Here is a 16,635-nt window from a genome sequence, read left to right as displayed (position 1 = left end):
GCCCCAACCTCGCTCAGCTTTGGATCGGTTCTTACAGCACGCGTTCACTCCGACGGGCGAAAGCCTCAAAAATCTAACGCAAGACCGGAATCCTTCGCGCTGTGCAGCTTTTGCTGGGTCACACGAAAGTCGACAGCCGGGGCGCTACCCAGGCATTGAACTGGAGGGCGCGTTGAGCATCCGGCAACAGTCGGCGAGCGGCTCCGCCATTCCAGAACGGTTCTTTATCTTCTGTGCGTCATTGGGCCGTTTTGAGCCCAAAGCGGAAGTGCTCCATCTCTGAACCAAGCAGGCGCAACAAACTATTCGCCGAAGTCACCAGCTGCGTCGCAGAAAGAAAAGCGGCCATTCATTCAAAGCGCAGCGAACTTTGGTACGTCGATGTCTGAGTTGCGGGACAAAGCGGACCTTAGCCCGATTGCCTGTACTAGCGTATTGATATTGGCTCACTGCGCTCGAAGCGTGCTAAGGAACGCAATCAAAGCGACCCTTTCGGCGTCCGATAGATCCGGCATCAATGCCATCTCTGTTCCGGGAACACGCCCTACGGGATCGGCGATGAATTGATTGAGTTCTGAGATGTTCCAATCACCGGATAGGGAAGCCATTGCGTTTGAGTATTTGTAACCTTCAACACCCGCTTTGGTGCGTCCGACAACACCTATGAGCGACGGACCGTGATTGTGCGCTCCGGATGGCACGGTTCCTTCTTAGATAATATGGCATTGCGTACAACCAATCGCTGAAATCCGCCCGAGCTCAAGGTCGGCGATCGCCAATTCAGTTTCGGATATGGGCGGCGGTTCGATTGGTTGTGCACCGCTTTCTGAGAGAAACGAAATCATCTCTGCTTTATCTTTTATTGTGGCCAGATGGATCGGCGGCACACCCCAAAACTCTCGTGCATTTACATTTGCACCATAAGCGACAAGAACTTTGGCGGCGTCCAGTGAGCCTCTCTCGGCCGCATTATGAAGCGGAGTATAGTCTTTATCGCCGGCCTGTGCGCTTGGGTCTGCTCCCGCCTTCAGTAAAAGTTCAACTATCTTTTCATGGTTGCCACGGGCTGCCTTTTGCAACGGACTACCAAAGTCGAGCGCTGCGTTGGCATCTGCGCCATGTTCGAGAAGGATTGCAACAATGTCGGTATGGCCGGATTGAGCGGCGAAGAACAAAGGCCGCTCCAAACTGGTTGGATCAACGCTTCCTTCGGCAGCGAGCGACGCCTCCAGCGCCTCGGCATCACCATTACTGGCCGCCTGCAAAATATCATCTGCCTGAGCAACCTGCGAAAACAGAGCCACCGTTAGAACCGGGAAAAGGAACAAATTGGCGATACTGAAACGTAGCATCAAGAAATCCTCCGTCAGTCGTAGCTGCGCCAACTATATCATAACTCGCCGCAGTTCACCGCCATGCCATTACTTTACCGTTTTACAAAACCAGTTGACTTAGACTGCCTAATGGTTGGGTCCGCTCTGGGCTCGAAGCAGACATGCGGCAGTGCAGCGGTCGAAGGTTGAGCCTGTTCCCGTAAGCAGACTTTAGGAAAAACGAGATGACCCGGCGATTTCATCGGCTTGGCCAATCGTGCTGACATTCGTCTTCCACAAGCCACCCTTCGCACAAACCGGGCTGATCGACGGCTCAGAGCCCAAGAATACCGGATGCTGCACCTCGCACCAATGGCTTGGAATCGCGGAAAGCCGACATTGGCTCCAATCAAGGCGGCACATTACCGGGCATTCATTTGTGATGCCCAAAAAATTTCTGATTTCAACGAACCGGTCGTTCGTTCATGAATCTCAGAGCTTCGCAAGAGGTAGCCTGAAAACAGAAGGATACACACGCGCTGCGTCAGGAAAAGTGTTCTTCCAGATGTCATTTATGATAACGGGCGAACTTGGAAAAGATGGCGCGAGACATTTGCTACCATACCTGAATCCTATGCGGTTTCGGCGCAGCAGACGTGTCGCAGAACCTGCGCGACGTTGCTCATGAAGGTGTCATCATACCCGGCGTCGTTTTCGAGAACGCTCAGGAACGCGCATGACGTGCCAGTGACCGTGTCCACCATCAGGAACTGGCCACCGTAACCGGCATGCGCAACCACCCGTCCGTCGGTCATGATATGGTTGGAGTAGCGCAGCCATTCTTTTGGCGGTGTCAGAGATGGTGCTGAGCGGGTCAGGCTTTGGCGGAGGAAATTTGCATTGGCACATGCGTTTCCAGACAGATCAAGACCGCCGCGCGCAAGAAATAGGCCAAACCGTGCGAGATCCCGAGCACTCAGGCAACCCCCACCGGAAAAGGCAGGGAAACCATCTTTGCTCAGGCTGATGTGAAAGGCGCCCTCGTAACCAACGGCATCTGCAATCCGTTCAATTTGTGCTGTAAGTGGGACGGGGCAAACCTGCGCTGCGATCAATGTCAGCACATCTGTGTTGGCCGACTTGTACTCCGCTACTGTTCGCGCCTCTGTCTCTCTGAACCCCCTAATTCTGGAAGCAAAGTCCTTGAGCGAGATTTCCTCCTGATCCTCGGTGGGTAGGCGCCAGCCCAGGGCAATCTCTTCATCATAGCAATCCGCATGCGGGTCATCATAGTCTTCGGTAAAATCATTGCTGACTGCCATATCCAGGAGAGCCTGAACGTTAACCTCGCGGTAGCCAGATCCAATATCGGGCAAATACTGTGCAACCTTTGCGTCAGGCGAGACGAACCCTTGGCCGATCAACTGTCCCATAATCAGGTGAATGTGCAGTTTTGTAATGGATTGGATCGAATGCGGTCGGTCTGTCCCAAAATCTGGTGCGGCCTGTTCCATGATCACCTGCCCGTCCCGTAGGCAGCAAAACGCAGAGAAGGCGGGATGTGCCAGAAGGTCCGCCAACGCGGGCACGGTTGCTGTCAGGTCCTGGTGGGCCTCTTCGAGCATCAACACATTTCGCGAACGCACCATCAGGGTGCGTCGGAACAGGCGGTGCGCGTTGTGAAATCCATGGCGGCGGTGGGCAGGCTGATTCCAACGCTGCTTGTTGTCTGGCCCCACGGTCAGATCGGGGTTGGGGGCTACCTTCAACCTGCTCATGTGCAATTCTCGTGGATCAACGCGTCGACGGCGACAACGTGGTCAGCATAGACAAACATCGGATTGATCTCAATTTCGCTGACCTTTTCGCGGGCCTGCAGGAAAGCATCACAAAGGTCGTTCAGCACGGTGACCACCTTGTTTATATCGGCGCGTGGACGGCCTCGAAAGCCTTCCAACAGGTGAAAAATCTTGAGCGATTTCAGAGCACTGGCGATATCGTCCTGCGTGGAGGGCAGAAGGACCGTTGTGGCATCCCCAACCAGTTCGGTCAAAACTCCGCCACTGCCCAGCACCAGTGCTGCGCCAAACTGCGGGTCATTGCGCAAGGTGACAATCATCTCTGCAACAGGCGTGGGCGACATGGCCTCAATCAGGTAGCTATCGCTCACGGCCTGCTTATCATAGGCAGTGACAGCCGTGTTCATTTGATCAAGTGCTTGCTTTAACGCGGCGCCATCGGCAATGCCCAGAGCAACCGCGCCTGCCTCACTCTTGTGGGCCAGCCGGGTAGACATCATCTTGAGCGCGACCGGATAGCCGATCTTTTTTGCGGCCACCTCGGCTTTTTGAGCCGTCGTTGTCCGGCCCGAAGGGACCGTGAAACCGCGCTCTGCAAGCCAGGCCTTGCCCGCGTCCTCAGTCAGCATGCCGAGTGAGCCAGGCGGGGTTCCGGCAATCAGTGGCTCCGGCCTTGTCGCCAGAATGCGATTACGTCGCGCGGCCCAAATGCTGGCGCTTTGCATGGCGTTGAGCGTTTCGTGAATGCCCTGCATCGGCGCGACTCCGATCGAGATCAGATAACGGCGGGTGACCTTGTCCAGATTCTCCGGCAGGGTCGCACAAATCGCTGCCGGGATTCCGCGATCGCAGGCAGCCTGTGCAAAGGCGCTGGCATCGTTTTGGTAATAGATCTTGGAGGCATCTAGCCCTTCTGCAGGATAGTCCTGCACCAGAACTGCCGCTTCGGCCCCTACGGCGTCCATCGCTTTGACGAAGACCGGATAGGTCAATTCGGCCTGCCCCCAGATCGGTGTGGTGTAATCCAGCGGGTTTGACACTGTTGCGATGTCTGGCAGCAGATCCACCAGGGCCGCATGCTCCGTTGCGCGGACAGCCGAGAACGTGAGCCCGATCTTTTCCGCGTGATCGGCCAGCATCGTCGCGCCGCCCCCCGAACAGGTGAAACCCGCAACGCTTGGCCCCTTGGGCGCGCCGACCACACAAAGGTACTTCAGCGTTTCCAGAAACTGCGCGGGGCTGGTGACACTGATCACGCCCGTGCGCGCAAACAACGCCTCATAGAGCGCGTCTGACCCCGACAGCGATCCCGTGTGACTGACAGTCAGAGCTGCGCCGATTGAAGAGCTGCCTGTCTTGAGCGCAACCACAGCCACGCCTCGCTCAATGGCTTTCAGGGCGGCGCGTTCAAAGGCGGGAATATCTTGAAGGCCCTCAATATGCAGCCCGATAGCACGCACTGCCGGGTCATCAGCGAAGGCGTCAAGAAAGTCCTCTAACCCCAGAACCGCCTGATTGCCTGCCGATACCATATATGCCAGTGGCAAGGAGCGCGCAGACATGGTGATGTCAGAGGAAAACATGCCCGATTGGGTGACAATCGCTGCACCGTAACCGGGTGACCAGCCACCGTGTTCGAAAGACCAAAGTGCTGCGTTGTCGATGTAGTTGATCAAACCGTAACAATTGGGACCGATGAGGGCCATGTCACCGGTTGCCTCGATCAGCGCCTGTTCTGCCGCCGCATCGCCGGTTTCCTTGAATCCTGCAGAAAAACAGACCACGCCACCGACGCCCATCTCAGCCAATTCGCCCAATGCGGCGACAATACCACCTGCGGGAATGGCCAGATAGACAGCATCAGGCGCTTCAGGCAGATCAGCGATACAGGGCACGCAAGGCACCCCCTTCAGATCTGTTCGCCTGGGGTTCACCGCCCACATTTGCCCTGCAAACCCACGCCTGCGCGCCTCTCTTACGGCAATGGTCGCATCCCGCCCGCCGATAAAAGCGATGGAGCGCGGCTTGAGAAGCCGCTCAAAGTTGGCGCGTCTCTTTGGGGTCATGCACCCAGGGGCCGCAGGATGGAGCGTGTGATGATGTGGCGTTGAATTTCAGAGGTGCCGTCCCAGATCCGCTCAAGTCGGCTGTCGCGCCAGAAGCGTTGGATCGGCATTTCCTCCATCAGCCCCATGCCACCGTAGATCTGCACCGCATCATCGGCGATCTTGCCCAGCATTTCTGAACAAAAGACCTTGATCATCGCCGCATCCGCATCGCTCATCACGCCCTGTTCGGCGCGCGCCACGGCGTCTTTGACCATTAGGTCGGCTGCGCGCAATCCAATAGCGCCATCTGCAAGCCGGAAACCGGTGGCCTGAAACGCCCCGATGGGTTTGCCAAACTGCTTTCGGGACGCGGCCCATTCGGTGGCCATCTCCAGTATGCGCTCCGCCTTGCCACAACAGGTCGCCCCCACCCAGATGCGCCCCATGCCCAGCCATTTGCCAGAGAGTTCAAGACCACGCCCTTCTTCCCCCAGCACCTGCCCCGGACCAAGGCGCACATTATCGAAGTGCAGTTCAAACGTCTTGTAGCCGCGATAGCTGACACATTTGGTGCCTTCGCGGCAGTCAAAGCCCGGTGTGCCAACGTCCACCAAAAAGGCCGTCACCCGTTTGCGCGGTCCACGTGGCGTTTCGTCAGCACCCGTCGCAGCAAAAACGATCGCAAAATCGGGCATACAGGGGCCAGAGATGAAATGCTTTGAACCATTCAGGATCCAGTCATCTCCATCCCGCCGGGCGTTGGTTTTCATACCCATTACGTCCGACCCCGCGTCCGGTTCCGTCAGGGCGAACAACTCTCGTTTTTCACCGCGCACCGCGGGGAAAAGGTAACGTTCGCGCTGATCGCCCTCGCAAGCCATGAGCAGTTCCGTGGGACGCGCAGCCCAGCTTTGCAGGGCATGGCTGGTCTTGCCGTACTCGCGTTCAATCAAGGACATAGGCCCGTAACCAAGGCCTCCGCCCCCGACCTCTTCGGGCAAGTTGCAGGCAAACAGTCCCAACTCCTGGGCCTTCGCCTCAATCTGACGGCCAATCTCTTCGGGGACATAGCCCATCTGGTCCACTTCCTCCTCGTGTGGATACATTTCTGTTTCCACAAAGCGGCGGACGGTGCTGATCAGCAGGTCGGTTTCAACACTGGCTTCCATGTTCATAAGGCGCCTCCTTTATGGGGCTTCGGACTTGTCGTTACGACGGGACATGATCGAAAAGATCACGAAGGCAATAAGCGTGATGGCGATCAACACCACAGCGGCGGCGGCTACCGTCGGATCGGTGTTTTCGCGGATGCCGTTCCACATGCGGCGCGGCAGGGTGTAGACGGTGTATTTGGAGATGAACAGCGTCACGACAATTTCATCCCAGCTGAGAATGAAGGCAAAAAGCGCTCCGGCAAAGACCCCCGGTTTGATTGAGGGCAGGATCACCAGGCGCATTGTGGTCCAGTTCGAAGCACCAAGGTTCTTGGAGGCTTGTTCCAATTTGGGATCAAAGGTCGCCAGCGAGGCGCTGACTGTGATCAGCACCATGGGGGCTGCCAAGATCGTATGCGCGAGGATCAGCCCGGCGTAGCTGTCCAACAGGCCAAGCGGGATCCACAGTCGATAGAACGCCATGGCAGAAATGATCTGCGGGATGATCAGCGGCAGCAGCAGGAAGGCGCGCATCAGCTCGGAATACTTTGAGGATACCCGCCACAGGCCAATGGCACAGAGCGTGCCAAGGAATGTTGCCAGCAGTGAGGTCGAGACTGCGATCACGCCACTTTGGAAAAAGCTCGACAGCCATTCCTCGGAAGTGAACAGCTTTTGAAAATGGCGCAGGGACAATTCGCCCTTTGGCATAGACAGAAAACGCTTTGGCGTCAGTGATACGGGAATGGCGATCAGCGCGGGCGTCACCAGAAACAGCAACAAAACCCATGCGCCCACGCGGTTGAACTTGGAGAACAGACCTGATGTCATCGTGCAGCCCCCCCAAACACGGTGCTGAGCTTCATGAAACGCGACATGATCCACAGCATCGCCAGAACGCCCGTCAGCATGATTGCCGCCAGCATCGCGGCTGTGCCCCACTTCAGGGTGACCAGCAATTGCACAGAAATGTACTCTGCCACCATGAGCACTTTGCCACCGCCTAATACGGCAGGGGTGACGTAAAACCCAAGGCTCAGGATGAAGACCAGCAGGGTCGAAGCCACCAACCCTGGCAGGGTCAGTGGCAGGTAAATGCGCCAGAAGGTCTGCGTGCTGCTGGCGCCCAGATTGCGCGAGGCATCCATCACACGCGTATCAAGCGATTGCATCGAGACCAGCAGTGGCAGTACCGCATAGGGGATCATGTAATGCACCATGCCGATCAGCACGCCCAACTCATTGCGCATAAAGGCGATGGGCTCGGCAATCAGTCCAATGTTTTCCAGCGTACCGTTCACCAACCCTTTGCGCCCCAGCAGCATCAGCCAGCTAAAAGTGCGCACAAGGATGGAAATCCAAAAGGACACAAGAAGCAACGTCAGCATATAGTTCTTCTGGCGTTGGTGGCAGTGCACCATGGCATAGGCGATGGAATAGCCCAGCGTGACACTGAACATCGTGGTGATGATGCAGATGCGCACCGTAGTCCAGACAATGCGGATCAGCGCATCGCTTTCCGCCAGTTTGGCGTAATTACTCAATCCAGGTTCCGGGTCCGTGACGCTGAGCCACAGGATGTTCAGGATCGGCCCCAGATAGAGCGCTATGACCATCAGCATCAAAGGTGCGATGATCAGCCAGCCGGGGTGGATATGTCGGGTGAAGGCTTGCATGAAATGTCCTGGGCCAAATCGATGGCCGCCCGCAGGAAGACACGGGCGGCTATCAGGCGTGTTTAGCTGATCGCCTCAAGGAAGGCGTTCACCGCATCACCGCCGTTTTTCCCCCACCAGTCGGGATCGTTATAAACGATTTTGTCGATGTTCATTGCCGAGGTGATCGCATAAGGCTGCTGATCTTCGGGGATCTGGCCGAAGGCTTCGGGGTTAGAGGGCGTCATACCAAGGCAATCAAGCAGCGCCAGCTGTGCAGGCACCTCTTGCGCTGTGGCGATGAAGTCCATTACGGCCGCACCTGCGGGGTTGCCCTTGGGCACGATATAGGCCCCCGGCATCGCCATGGCCTGATTGTTCACCAGCTTGTAGCGCCCATCGGTGTCATTTTCGATGTTACGTCCCCGGTTCTGCCAGACCATGCCGAGCGAGACTTCGCCATTCACTACCATGGAATGCGCCTCGGACCCTGAGCCCCAGTAAAGGCTGTTGTCCTTGATCGATTTGATCTTGGCGAGGGCGCGATCCATGTCCAACGGGTAAAGCGCATCGCCCGCAACGCCATCCGCCATAAGTGCTGCTTCGAGCGAGCCATTGGCCCATTTGTACAGCGAGCGCATGCCCGGGAATTTGGCGGTATCAAAGAAATCCGCCCAGTTCTGCGGGGGATTATCGCCATAGGCTTCGGTGTCATAGACAAAGGCATAGCCATAAAGGATGATCGAAACCCCATATTCCAGCGCATAGCCTGGCAGGGTCTTTTCCTTGGAAACAACAGAGTAATCAATTGGTTCCAGATGGCCTGTTGGCCCAAGGGACACGGCATTGAAAAGGTCTGCGTCCGCAACGTCGGCAGTGACATTGCCGCTGTCGACCATTTCCTTGATCTTGCCTTCCAGAGGGCCGGAGGTGTCAAATTTCAGTCCCTTGCCAGTCTTGGCGGTGAAGGCATCGCCAATGGCGGAGCCGTGGCATTCTTCAGACTGGCCACCCCAGTTCCACATCACCACGTGATCAGCAGCGGCTTCGGCATCACCTGCCATCACGGCGCTCATCGCCACGCCCGAGGCACCACAAAGCGCCAGGAACGTGCGGCGATCCATGCGGCCTTTCTTGTAGGCCTGCGCGCTGTCTTGCAGCATCTCTTTCTTGAATTGTCTATCGTGCATTTTCATCCTCCTATTGGGTTCGGGAGTTCCCGGACTTTTGCTCAATGGCACCTTTTGGCGGCACACGTTTTTGGGGCTTTAGCCCGTTTGTAATTCCACAGCAGCTTCGTCTTTCCACAACAGGTCCACGGTATCGCCTTCGTTCAAGGCTTCGCTGTTGCGCCAGACATCGATGTCCACTTCGATTTCGGTACCATCGCTGGCATCCACGATGACGCGCTGCATTGAACCAAAGTAGGTAATAGAGCGCACCACCCCACTCGTCTGTGCCTCCGCATGGCCCGCGCCTTTGCGCAGGTCGATTTTTTCGGGACGCAGGGCGTAAGTTTTGCCGTCTTGCTGAATGAAGTTGGATTTGCCCAAGAAACTGGCCGTGAACTGGTTCACTGGCCGCTCATAGAGCTCCTGAGGCGTACCAATCTGTTCAATCGCCCCGTCGCGCATGATCACGATGCGGTCCGACATGGACAGCGCTTCTTCCTGATCATGGGTGACGTAGATGAAGGTCGTGCCAACTCGGCGGTGAATATCCTTAAGTTGCTCCTGCACCTCGACCCGCAGTTTCTTGTCAAGCGCGCCAAGCGGTTCGTCCAACAGCAACACCGGTGGCGCAAAACACAGCGCACGTGCCAGCGCGACGCGCTGTTGCTGCCCGCCGGACAGCTGCCCCGGCTTGCGGTCCGCGAAATCCTGCAGCTGAACCAATTCCAGCATCTCGTCGACCCGCGCCCTAATCTCTGACGTGGGACGTTTGCGCACACTCAAGGCGTATCCGATGTTGTCTCGCACGCTCATATGGGGGAACAGCGCGTAGCCCTGAAATACCATGCCAAAATTGCGTTTTTCCGCGGGGGTTTGCGCGATGGAGGACCCATCCAGCGCAATGTCCCCTTCAGAGATATCGAGGAACCCCGCGATCATCATCAACAGCGTGGTCTTGCCCGACCCCGAGGGGCCCAGCAGAGTCAGAAACTCACCTTTCTGAATATCCAGACTGATGTTGTTGACTGCCCGGAATGTCCCGAACAGTTTCGAGACATTACGCACCTGCAAACTGCCTGTATCGGCGAGGTCAGCCATCCGCGCCTCTCAACTTCAGCTTGTTGCGCGCCTCTTGCGGGGTCAGCACACGCCCCCCCATGCGCTCAATGATCTCGCGGGCACGGGTGACAAGCTGGCCGTTGGTCGCCAGAACCCCGCGCTCCAAATAGATGTTGTCCTCCAGCCCTACGCGCACATTGCCACCCAACGCGACAGAGGCCGCTGCCATGGGCATTTGACCGCGTCCAATCCCGAAGCTGGCCCAGCTGGCCCCGGCAGGCAGTTGCGCTTTCATGGCAGCCATGGTTTCGACGGTCTGATCCGCGCCCCAGGGAATGCCCAGACAAAGCTGGAACATGGGAGGCGCATCAATCAGCCCCTCATCCACCATCGCCTTGGCGAAGCGGATATGGCCAAGGTCAAAGACTTCCAGTTCCGGCTTCACCCCCCATTCCTGCACCAATGCCGCCATACGCCGCAGTGTTGGCGGGGTAGAGATATAGATCATGTCCGTGTCAGAGAAATTCAGTGTCCCGCAATCCAGTGAACATATATCGGGCAAGCATTCCTTGATGTGAGCGAGCCGTTCCTCGGGGCCGATCATGTCCGTGCCGGGGCCCGGCATCGCTGGGTTGGCCGGGTCCGAGATCCAGTCGCCGCCCATCCCGGCGGTCACATTGATCACCACATCGGTGTCACTGTCGCGCACCCGGTCCACGATTTCCTTGAAAAGCTTCGGGTCGCGTGAGCCTTGGCCCGTCTCGGGATCACGCGCGTGAATATGCGCGGCGGAGGCCCCTGCCTTGGCCGCCTCAATCGCCGCATTAGCGATCTCTTTCGGCGTGACGGGCACATGCGGACTTTTGCCCGTGGTATCGCCCGCGCCAGTCACGGCGCAAGTCAGGACAACCTCATAGTTCATCTGGCAAACCCCCTATTTTTTTCAGCTTGACGCGGGAAAGGGTAAGAAAGATGTCGATTATCCGACAGTCTTTCGGCTATGCTGGCGAAAAATCGCACTATGCAATCTGGACTTTAGCTCATGCAAATCGACATGACCCAGCAGACGCCCCGCGCTGTGCATCATGCCATTTTTGTGGTGGTCCCACGGTTCAACATAACCACATTGATCACCATGACCGAAACGATGCGGATCGCGAATTATCTTTCGGCAGAGCCCCTGTTTTCTTGGGACATCGTGTCCTTTGACGGCACTGAAATCGTGGCCAGCAATGGCATGACAACCCGCGTTTCAGCAGAGCAGGACAACCTGCCGCCAGCGGATTACATTTTTGTTTTGGGCAGCTGGGGGACGGAGCATTACGATAACCGCGCGCTTACCGCTTGGCTGCGCAAGCGCGCGCGGGCGGGGAGCAGTATCTGCGGGGTTGAGCTTGGCTGCTATATTGTCGCGCGGGCGGGTCTGTTGGACGGAAAGCCGGCGACGATCCACTGGTCCTGGCTCAGCGGTTTTCGCGAAAGCTTTAACCGGGTGGATGTGCAGGAATGCCTGTTCACCATCGAGGGCAAGATCATGACCTGCTCGGGTGGGCTCGCGGGCGTGGATCTAATGCTTCGTTTGATCGAGCGCACCCATGGCAGTGGCTTTTCGGGCGAAATTGCCGATCAAATGTTGCATCACCCGATCCGCAACGCGGGTGCGTCACAGCGGTCCACCATGGGGCGCAGCACGGAGACCATGCTGCCGCTGGTGCGTGAGGCGATGACGCTGATCGAAGGGAACATAGAAGAACCGCTCAGCGTGCCGGAGATCGCTGATAAGCTGGATGTCTCGCAGCGACAGCTAGAGCGGAAATTCAAGAAACACGTCGGTTGCACTGTGGTGCAGTTCGGTTTGTTGCGACGGTTGCAGAATGCGCGGTTGCTGCTGATCTCCACCGATCTCAGCGTGCGCGAGATTGCCACCGCGTCAGGGTTCAACACCCTGTCCCATTTTGCCTATTCCTTTGGCAAATTCTTTGGTCGCCGCCCTTCGGAATACCGAGAGGCATGGCCTGCAAATGAACCGGCGCCGAGTTGGCCCGGTTCCCTGTCAGATTTCCTTTCAACGCTTAAGGAGATTCCGGGCCGTCCCTAATCCAACCGCGCCTCGCGCAACGCGCGCAACACTGCGACAATCTCTCGATCGCGCTGCGCGGCCATATCCTCAAAGTGGCGATCTCCGGCGATGTCATTGCAACCATCGACCATGCGGCCACGCAGCTCTCGGGTGAGTTCTGGTGCCTCCAGCCGAGTCCAGGGCAGCTTTAGCGCGGGGCCAAACTGATCCAGATTGGTCGCCATGCCGCCCGCGCCACAGGCCACGTGAAAGGCCATACACTGACCTTGGGACACCATGCGCGGCGCAGGCCCATTCATCAAGGCAATGTCGATGTCTTCCGGCGTCGCCTCGCCATTGGCAACCATGTGCAAGGCCTCGCGCCAGAGCGCTTCTTGCAGGCGCGTCGCGACGAAGCCGGGGATTTCTTTTTTCATCAACAGCGGCGCTTTGCCCGCAATTTCGTAAAACTTCCCGGCCCATACCACGGCATCCGGCGCAGTTTTGTCACCGCCCACAATCTCGACCAGCGGCAGCAGGTAGGGCGGATTGAACGGGTGTCCGATCACGCAGCGTTCAGGGGTCGCGCATTTGGCTTGGATCTCGCTCATTGTCAGACCGGAGGTTGAGGAGCCGATGACAACGTCAGGCGGCAGCACCTCTCCCATCTGTGCGTAAAGCGATTGTTTGATCTCCAACCGCTCCGGTGCACTTTCCTGCACGAACTGCGCACCCTCCAGCGCCTGTTCAAGGTCGGTGACAATGCGGAGACGGTCCAAAGACGCGCCCTCAGCCAGCCCCAGATCCGTCAGACTGCCCCAGGCGGTGTTGAGGATCGAATGGAATGCTTCAGTTTCACTGGTGTCATGCAGATAGGCCGTCACATCATAGCCACGGGCCAGAAAATGCGCCGCCCAGCCGCCGCCAATTGGGCCCGCGCCAATGCTGGTGATGCGGGTGACGCTGATAGGATCAGGATACATCATTCACCTTTGAAGTTGGGTTCGCGCTTTTCCACGAAAGCCGCCACCCCTTCGGCAGCATCATCTGATTTGAGCATCTTGCGATAGATCGGCATCGGGTCCGTGCGCATCTTGTGAAACGCCTGCTCCAGTGGCACGCATTCGATTTCGCGCTGCACCTCTTTGACGGATTGCATCGCAAGCGGTGCCGACCAGGCAATCGAAGCCGCCCATTCGCGCGCAGCATCCATCAACTGCTCTTTCGGCACCACCTTGTTGACCAGCCCATAGTGCGCTGCTTCCTGCGCGGTCATGCGGCGGCCCAGCAAGAACATCTCCATCGCAATGTTGTGCGGAATGCGGCGCGGCAATCGTTGCAGCGCGCCCGCGTCCGGCACGATGCCTAGGGGCATTTCCGGCAGCCCGAATTCCACGTGATCGGCGGCGATCAGCAGGTCGCACCCCAACGCCATCTCGAACCCGCCACCAATGGCCAACCCATTGATCGCAGCAATTACGGGCTTGTTCAGCGCCCAGTTTTCAGTGAGCCCGGTGAAGCCGCCAAAGCCGTAGTCATCGGTCTCCCACCAATTATCGAGCTGCATCTCTCCGTCATTGAGCGCCTTTAGGTCCCACCCAGCCGAGAATATCTTCTCTCCACCACCGGTCAGGATCGCGCAGCGCAGATCCTTGTCTTCGTGCAGCTCCTGAAAGGCTGCAGCCAGCGCCTGTGACGTGGGCACATCAATGGCATTCACCTTGCCGCGCTCCAGCGTGACTTCCAGAACATGACCCTCGCGGTGAACCTTAACGCCGTCTGACATCTGCTTATCCCTCTTTGAATTCTGGCATTACTTCGTTGACGAACATGCGCAGGGATTTCTGTTGTGAAGCGTGATCGAGCCCCATGGAGGCGTAATAGATGTACTCATTCACACCCAGCGCCTGATAGCGCTTCAGCTTTTCGATGACCCGGTCGGGAGAACCGAACATCAAGTTCTCCTCCAACATCACGGGGTCGTATTGTTCCCGTCCCTCCAGTTCATCCAGCGGGATGGAGGCGGGGAAGCCGTCCTTCACATCGCCCAGATTGCGAAACAGGTTTTCGAACTGGCTCAGCAGGCGGCGGATCGCCCGCATCGCGTTTTCACCATCGGCTGCGTTGTCATAAACGCATGAATGGCGCATCAAGGCGAAGCGTGGCACCCAGCCGTTGTCGGCCTTTTCAATCGCCTCATCCAGTTGTTTCTTGTAGAGTTCGGCCTCTGCAAAGGGACGTGTGAACGGCCAGCAGTTCACATGGCACCTTTCCCGCATAGCGTAGTCATAGGTGATGGGTGAGCGCGCAGAGACCCAGACCGGCACCTCCTTCTGAAGCGGCTTTGGCACTGAGGTCGAGGTCGGGAATTGCCAGTATTCCCCGTTGTGTTCGTAGTCGCCCTTCCAAAGCTCACGCACCGCAGGCAGCATTTCCTGCATGTAACGCCAGGCATCAGATTGCTTGAGCCCCGGTCTCATTCGGTCAAACTCGCGCTGATAGGCCCCCGAACCGATGCCGAATTCCAACCGCCCGCCGGTGATCAGATCGGTGAACGCCGCTTCGCCCGCCAGGTTGATCGGGTGCCAATAGGCCGCCGTCGCAACGGCCGTGCCCAGACGGATGCGGCTGGTTTCGGCAGCCCACCAAGTAAGGATCTGGAAAGGGTTTGGCGCGATGGTCATTTCCAACGCGTGGTGCTCGGCGGCCCAGACGATATCAAACCCACCCTCTTCGGCGATCTGCACCATCTCCAGCGTGTGACGGGCGACATCCTGCATGTCCAGATTGTCGTCGATCCGCTCCATGTTCACGGCAAGTTGGAATTTCATTGTTCTCTCCCTCAACGCATTACAAACGGATTGGCCATCGGTTCATCAGACGTGTTCATCCAGATCGTCTTTGGGCGGGTATAGTCGTAGATCGCCTGGAACCCGCTTTCGCGGCCATATCCCGATCCTTTGTTGCCCCCGAACTCCGCAATCGGAGACACCACCCGATAGGTGTTCACCCAGACGATACCGGCACGCACTGCCCCCGCCATGCGCAGGGAGCGCGCGCTGTCGCGGGTAAAGATACCTGCTGCCAGCCCATGTTCGCTATCATTGGCCAATGCGAGCACCTCTTCCTCGGTTTTGAACCGCTGCACCGACAGAACCGGGCCAAACAATTCAGTGTCGACAATGCGCAGATCCTGACGAGGGACTTCGATGATCGTGGGTTCATAGAACAGGCCAGACATCCCCTTTGGCTGCTTGCCGCCGACCAGCACTTTGCCGCCTTCTGTTTGGGCATGCGCCACTTCTCGTTGGATATGCTCTAACTGTCCGGTGGTGCACAATGGCCCCATCTGGGTCTCATCCGCCAGCGGGTCCCCAATCACGATCTGGCGGGCCAGCGCGGTCATCTGCTCAAGGAATTGATCGGCAATGTCTTCGTGCAGGTAAAGCCGTGACCCAGCCACACAGCTTTGCCCCGTGGCGCCAAAGATGCCCGCGATAGAGGCGTTTACAGCGCTTTCGATATTGGCATCGTCAAAGACGATGAACGGGGATTTGCCCCCCAATTCCAACGACACTTCGGCAAAATTTCGTTTGACGTTCTCCAGCACATGCCGCGCGGCATTTGGCCCTCCGGTAAAGGACACACGGGCCACGAGCGGATGACCTGTGAGCGCACGGCCGCAGGGCTCCCCATGGCCGGTGATGATGTTGACGACGCCGGGGGGAATGCCCGCCTCTTCAATCAGCTTACCAAACTCCAGCATCGCCGCACTGGCATGTTCAGAGGCTTTCAGCACGACGGTATTGCCAGCCGCAAGCGCCGGGCCAATCTTGACGGCCACCAGAAACAGTTGCGAATTCCACGGCACCACGGCAGCCACCACCCCAAGGGGTTCACGCCTCGTGAAGACGAACATGTCGGGTTTGTCGATGGGCAGTGTTTCGCCGCTGACCTTGTCGGCACAGCCTGCAAAGAAGTGAAAGAACTCGGCGATATACGTCGCCTGCCAGCGGGTCTCCTTTAGCATCTTGCCGGTATCAATGGATTCCGTGCGCCCCAATGCTTCTGAATGTTCCGCCAGCAGATCGCCCAGCTTGCGCAGGCACTTGCCCCGTTGCGTCGGCGTCATGCCTGCCCAGGGTCCGGTTGTGAATGCGGCATGTGCGGCCTCAACTGCACGGTTCACGTCAGCCTCGGTCGCTTCGGGCACACGGCTCCAGACGTTGCCATCAGCGGGGTTCACGCTGTCAAAGGTGCCGCCGTCCTCTGCATCACACCACTGTCCGTCGATCAGCATTTGGTAGTTGGTGATTTCACCCATGGCCTGCATCCCCCCTCTGTTACCCTCTCATTCATCTCCGCTTTTGCGTCAC

At 57.7% G+C, this 16,635-nt stretch carries 15 protein-coding genes and 1 pseudogene; 2 read left to right on the top strand and 14 right to left on the bottom strand.

What is annotated here, in order from left to right; translation table 11 throughout:
• Nucleotides 1-32: 32 nt before the first annotated feature.
• Nucleotides 33-187, top strand: a pseudogene (locus AC2FFH_RS18225) (integrase); the annotation flags it as partial.
• 259 nt (nt 188-446) lie between these two features.
• Here the strand turns inward: AC2FFH_RS18225 and AC2FFH_RS18220 are convergent.
• The 10 genes from AC2FFH_RS18220 to AC2FFH_RS18175 all read right to left on the bottom strand — a co-directional run bounded on the left by AC2FFH_RS18220 (nt 447) and on the right by AC2FFH_RS18175 (nt 11,122).
• Nucleotides 447-608 (bottom strand): c-type cytochrome, encoded by a 162-nt coding sequence (locus tag AC2FFH_RS18220; protein WP_496845043.1) that lies wholly within the window; start codon nt 606-608, stop codon nt 447-449.
• Nucleotides 609-710: 102 nt separating this feature from the next.
• A complete protein-coding gene (locus AC2FFH_RS18215) occupies nt 711-1,352 on the bottom strand; it encodes an ankyrin repeat domain-containing protein (protein ID WP_496770914.1) in 642 nt (213 codons plus the stop codon).
• A 593-nt stretch (nt 1,353-1,945) separates the two neighbouring features.
• The gene (locus AC2FFH_RS18210) at nt 1,946-3,091 is read right to left on the bottom strand and encodes a serine hydrolase domain-containing protein (protein ID WP_282119703.1); all 1,146 of its coding nucleotides are present in this window, start codon (nt 3,089-3,091) and stop codon (nt 1,946-1,948) included.
• Entirely contained in the window at nt 3,088-5,178 is a 2,091-nt protein-coding gene (locus AC2FFH_RS18205) for an acetate--CoA ligase family protein (protein ID WP_282119702.1), read from the bottom strand. The genes AC2FFH_RS18210 and AC2FFH_RS18205 overlap by 4 nt, the downstream gene beginning before the upstream one ends.
• Complete coding sequence (locus tag AC2FFH_RS18200; protein WP_199913573.1) at nt 5,175-6,335, bottom strand: acyl-CoA dehydrogenase family protein; 1,161 nt, start codon at nt 6,333-6,335, stop codon at nt 5,175-5,177. The genes AC2FFH_RS18205 and AC2FFH_RS18200 overlap by 4 nt, the downstream gene beginning before the upstream one ends.
• Nucleotides 6,336-6,347: 12 nt before the next feature.
• Entirely contained in the window at nt 6,348-7,145 is a 798-nt protein-coding gene (locus AC2FFH_RS18195; RefSeq protein WP_108862254.1) for an ABC transporter permease, read from the bottom strand.
• Complete coding sequence (locus AC2FFH_RS18190) at nt 7,142-7,990, bottom strand: ABC transporter permease (protein WP_058272685.1); 849 nt, start codon at nt 7,988-7,990, stop codon at nt 7,142-7,144. Before AC2FFH_RS18190 ends, AC2FFH_RS18195 begins: the two co-directional genes overlap by 4 nt.
• Nucleotides 7,991-8,052: 62 nt before the next feature.
• Nucleotides 8,053-9,159, bottom strand: coding sequence for an extracellular solute-binding protein (locus AC2FFH_RS18185; protein ID WP_058272769.1), 1,107 nt, complete (start codon nt 9,157-9,159; stop codon nt 8,053-8,055).
• A 78-nt stretch (nt 9,160-9,237) separates the two neighbouring features.
• Nucleotides 9,238-10,239, bottom strand: coding sequence for an ABC transporter ATP-binding protein (locus tag AC2FFH_RS18180; RefSeq protein ID WP_282119701.1), 1,002 nt, complete (start codon nt 10,237-10,239; stop codon nt 9,238-9,240).
• The gene (locus tag AC2FFH_RS18175; protein ID WP_058272684.1) at nt 10,232-11,122 is read right to left on the bottom strand and encodes a beta-keto acid cleavage family enzyme; all 891 of its coding nucleotides are present in this window, start codon (nt 11,120-11,122) and stop codon (nt 10,232-10,234) included. Before AC2FFH_RS18175 ends, AC2FFH_RS18180 begins: the two co-directional genes overlap by 8 nt.
• Nucleotides 11,123-11,242: 120 nt before the next feature.
• Between AC2FFH_RS18175 and AC2FFH_RS18170 the strand changes: the two genes are divergently transcribed.
• A complete protein-coding gene (locus AC2FFH_RS18170) occupies nt 11,243-12,298 on the top strand; it encodes a GlxA family transcriptional regulator (RefSeq protein ID WP_282119700.1) in 1,056 nt (351 codons plus the stop codon).
• On the opposite strand, the gene AC2FFH_RS18165 is transcribed toward AC2FFH_RS18170, so the two are convergent.
• From AC2FFH_RS18165 to AC2FFH_RS18150, 4 genes are read right to left on the bottom strand one after another with little or no spacing between them, the layout of a single operon-like run.
• Nucleotides 12,295-13,245: a 3-hydroxyacyl-CoA dehydrogenase NAD-binding domain-containing protein gene (locus AC2FFH_RS18165; RefSeq protein ID WP_282119699.1), complete on the bottom strand. Its 951-nt coding sequence runs from the start codon at nt 13,243-13,245 to the stop codon at nt 12,295-12,297. The two genes, AC2FFH_RS18170 and AC2FFH_RS18165, sit on opposite strands and share 4 nt — an antisense overlap.
• Complete coding sequence (locus tag AC2FFH_RS18160; RefSeq protein WP_108862257.1) at nt 13,242-14,045, bottom strand: carnitinyl-CoA dehydratase; 804 nt, start codon at nt 14,043-14,045, stop codon at nt 13,242-13,244. The genes AC2FFH_RS18165 and AC2FFH_RS18160 overlap by 4 nt, the downstream gene beginning before the upstream one ends.
• 4 nt (nt 14,046-14,049) lie before the next feature.
• Nucleotides 14,050-15,090 carry an LLM class flavin-dependent oxidoreductase gene (locus tag AC2FFH_RS18155; protein WP_282119698.1) on the bottom strand — a complete coding sequence of 347 codons (1,041 nt, stop codon included), beginning with the start codon at nt 15,088-15,090 and terminating at the stop codon, nt 14,050-14,052.
• Between the two features lie 11 nt (nt 15,091-15,101).
• Nucleotides 15,102-16,583, bottom strand: a complete 1,482-nt coding sequence (locus AC2FFH_RS18150; RefSeq protein ID WP_282119697.1) for an aldehyde dehydrogenase — start codon at nt 16,581-16,583, stop codon at nt 15,102-15,104.
• Between the last annotated feature and the right edge of the window lie 52 nt (nt 16,584-16,635).

The organism is Ruegeria sp. YTSC003 (genome assembly GCF_059609785.1).
The sequence above is the reverse complement of the archived record's forward strand: the minus strand, read 5'-3'. Positions and strand labels throughout refer to the sequence as shown.

Bases quoted from the DNA above. Each gene is read 5' to 3' on its own strand.
- AC2FFH_RS18200 (WP_199913573.1), bottom strand. From the start codon at position 6,335: ATGAACATGGAAGCCAGTGTTGAAACCGACCTGCTGATCAGCACCGTC.
- AC2FFH_RS18165 (WP_282119699.1), bottom strand. From the start codon at position 13,245: ATGATGTATCCTGATCCTATCAGCGTCACCCGCATCACCAGCATTGGC.
- AC2FFH_RS18170 (WP_282119700.1), top strand. From the start codon at position 11,243: ATGCAAATCGACATGACCCAGCAGACGCCCCGCGCTGTGCATCATGCC.
- AC2FFH_RS18150 (WP_282119697.1), bottom strand. From the start codon at position 16,583: ATGGGTGAAATCACCAACTACCAAATGCTGATCGACGGACAGTGGTGT.
- AC2FFH_RS18220 (WP_496845043.1), bottom strand. From the start codon at position 608: ATGGCTTCCCTATCCGGTGATTGGAACATCTCAGAACTCAATCAATTC.
- AC2FFH_RS18195 (WP_108862254.1), bottom strand. From the start codon at position 7,145: ATGACATCAGGTCTGTTCTCCAAGTTCAACCGCGTGGGCGCATGGGTT.
- AC2FFH_RS18190 (WP_058272685.1), bottom strand. From the start codon at position 7,990: ATGCAAGCCTTCACCCGACATATCCACCCCGGCTGGCTGATCATCGCA.
- AC2FFH_RS18210 (WP_282119703.1), bottom strand. From the start codon at position 3,091: ATGAGCAGGTTGAAGGTAGCCCCCAACCCCGATCTGACCGTGGGGCCA.
- AC2FFH_RS18205 (WP_282119702.1), bottom strand. From the start codon at position 5,178: ATGACCCCAAAGAGACGCGCCAACTTTGAGCGGCTTCTCAAGCCGCGC.
- AC2FFH_RS18180 (WP_282119701.1), bottom strand. From the start codon at position 10,239: ATGGCTGACCTCGCCGATACAGGCAGTTTGCAGGTGCGTAATGTCTCG.
- AC2FFH_RS18175 (WP_058272684.1), bottom strand. From the start codon at position 11,122: ATGAACTATGAGGTTGTCCTGACTTGCGCCGTGACTGGCGCGGGCGAT.
- AC2FFH_RS18155 (WP_282119698.1), bottom strand. From the start codon at position 15,090: ATGAAATTCCAACTTGCCGTGAACATGGAGCGGATCGACGACAATCTG.
- AC2FFH_RS18185 (WP_058272769.1), bottom strand. From the start codon at position 9,159: ATGCACGATAGACAATTCAAGAAAGAGATGCTGCAAGACAGCGCGCAG.
- AC2FFH_RS18160 (WP_108862257.1), bottom strand. From the start codon at position 14,045: ATGTCAGACGGCGTTAAGGTTCACCGCGAGGGTCATGTTCTGGAAGTC.
- AC2FFH_RS18215 (WP_496770914.1), bottom strand. From the start codon at position 1,352: ATGCTACGTTTCAGTATCGCCAATTTGTTCCTTTTCCCGGTTCTAACG.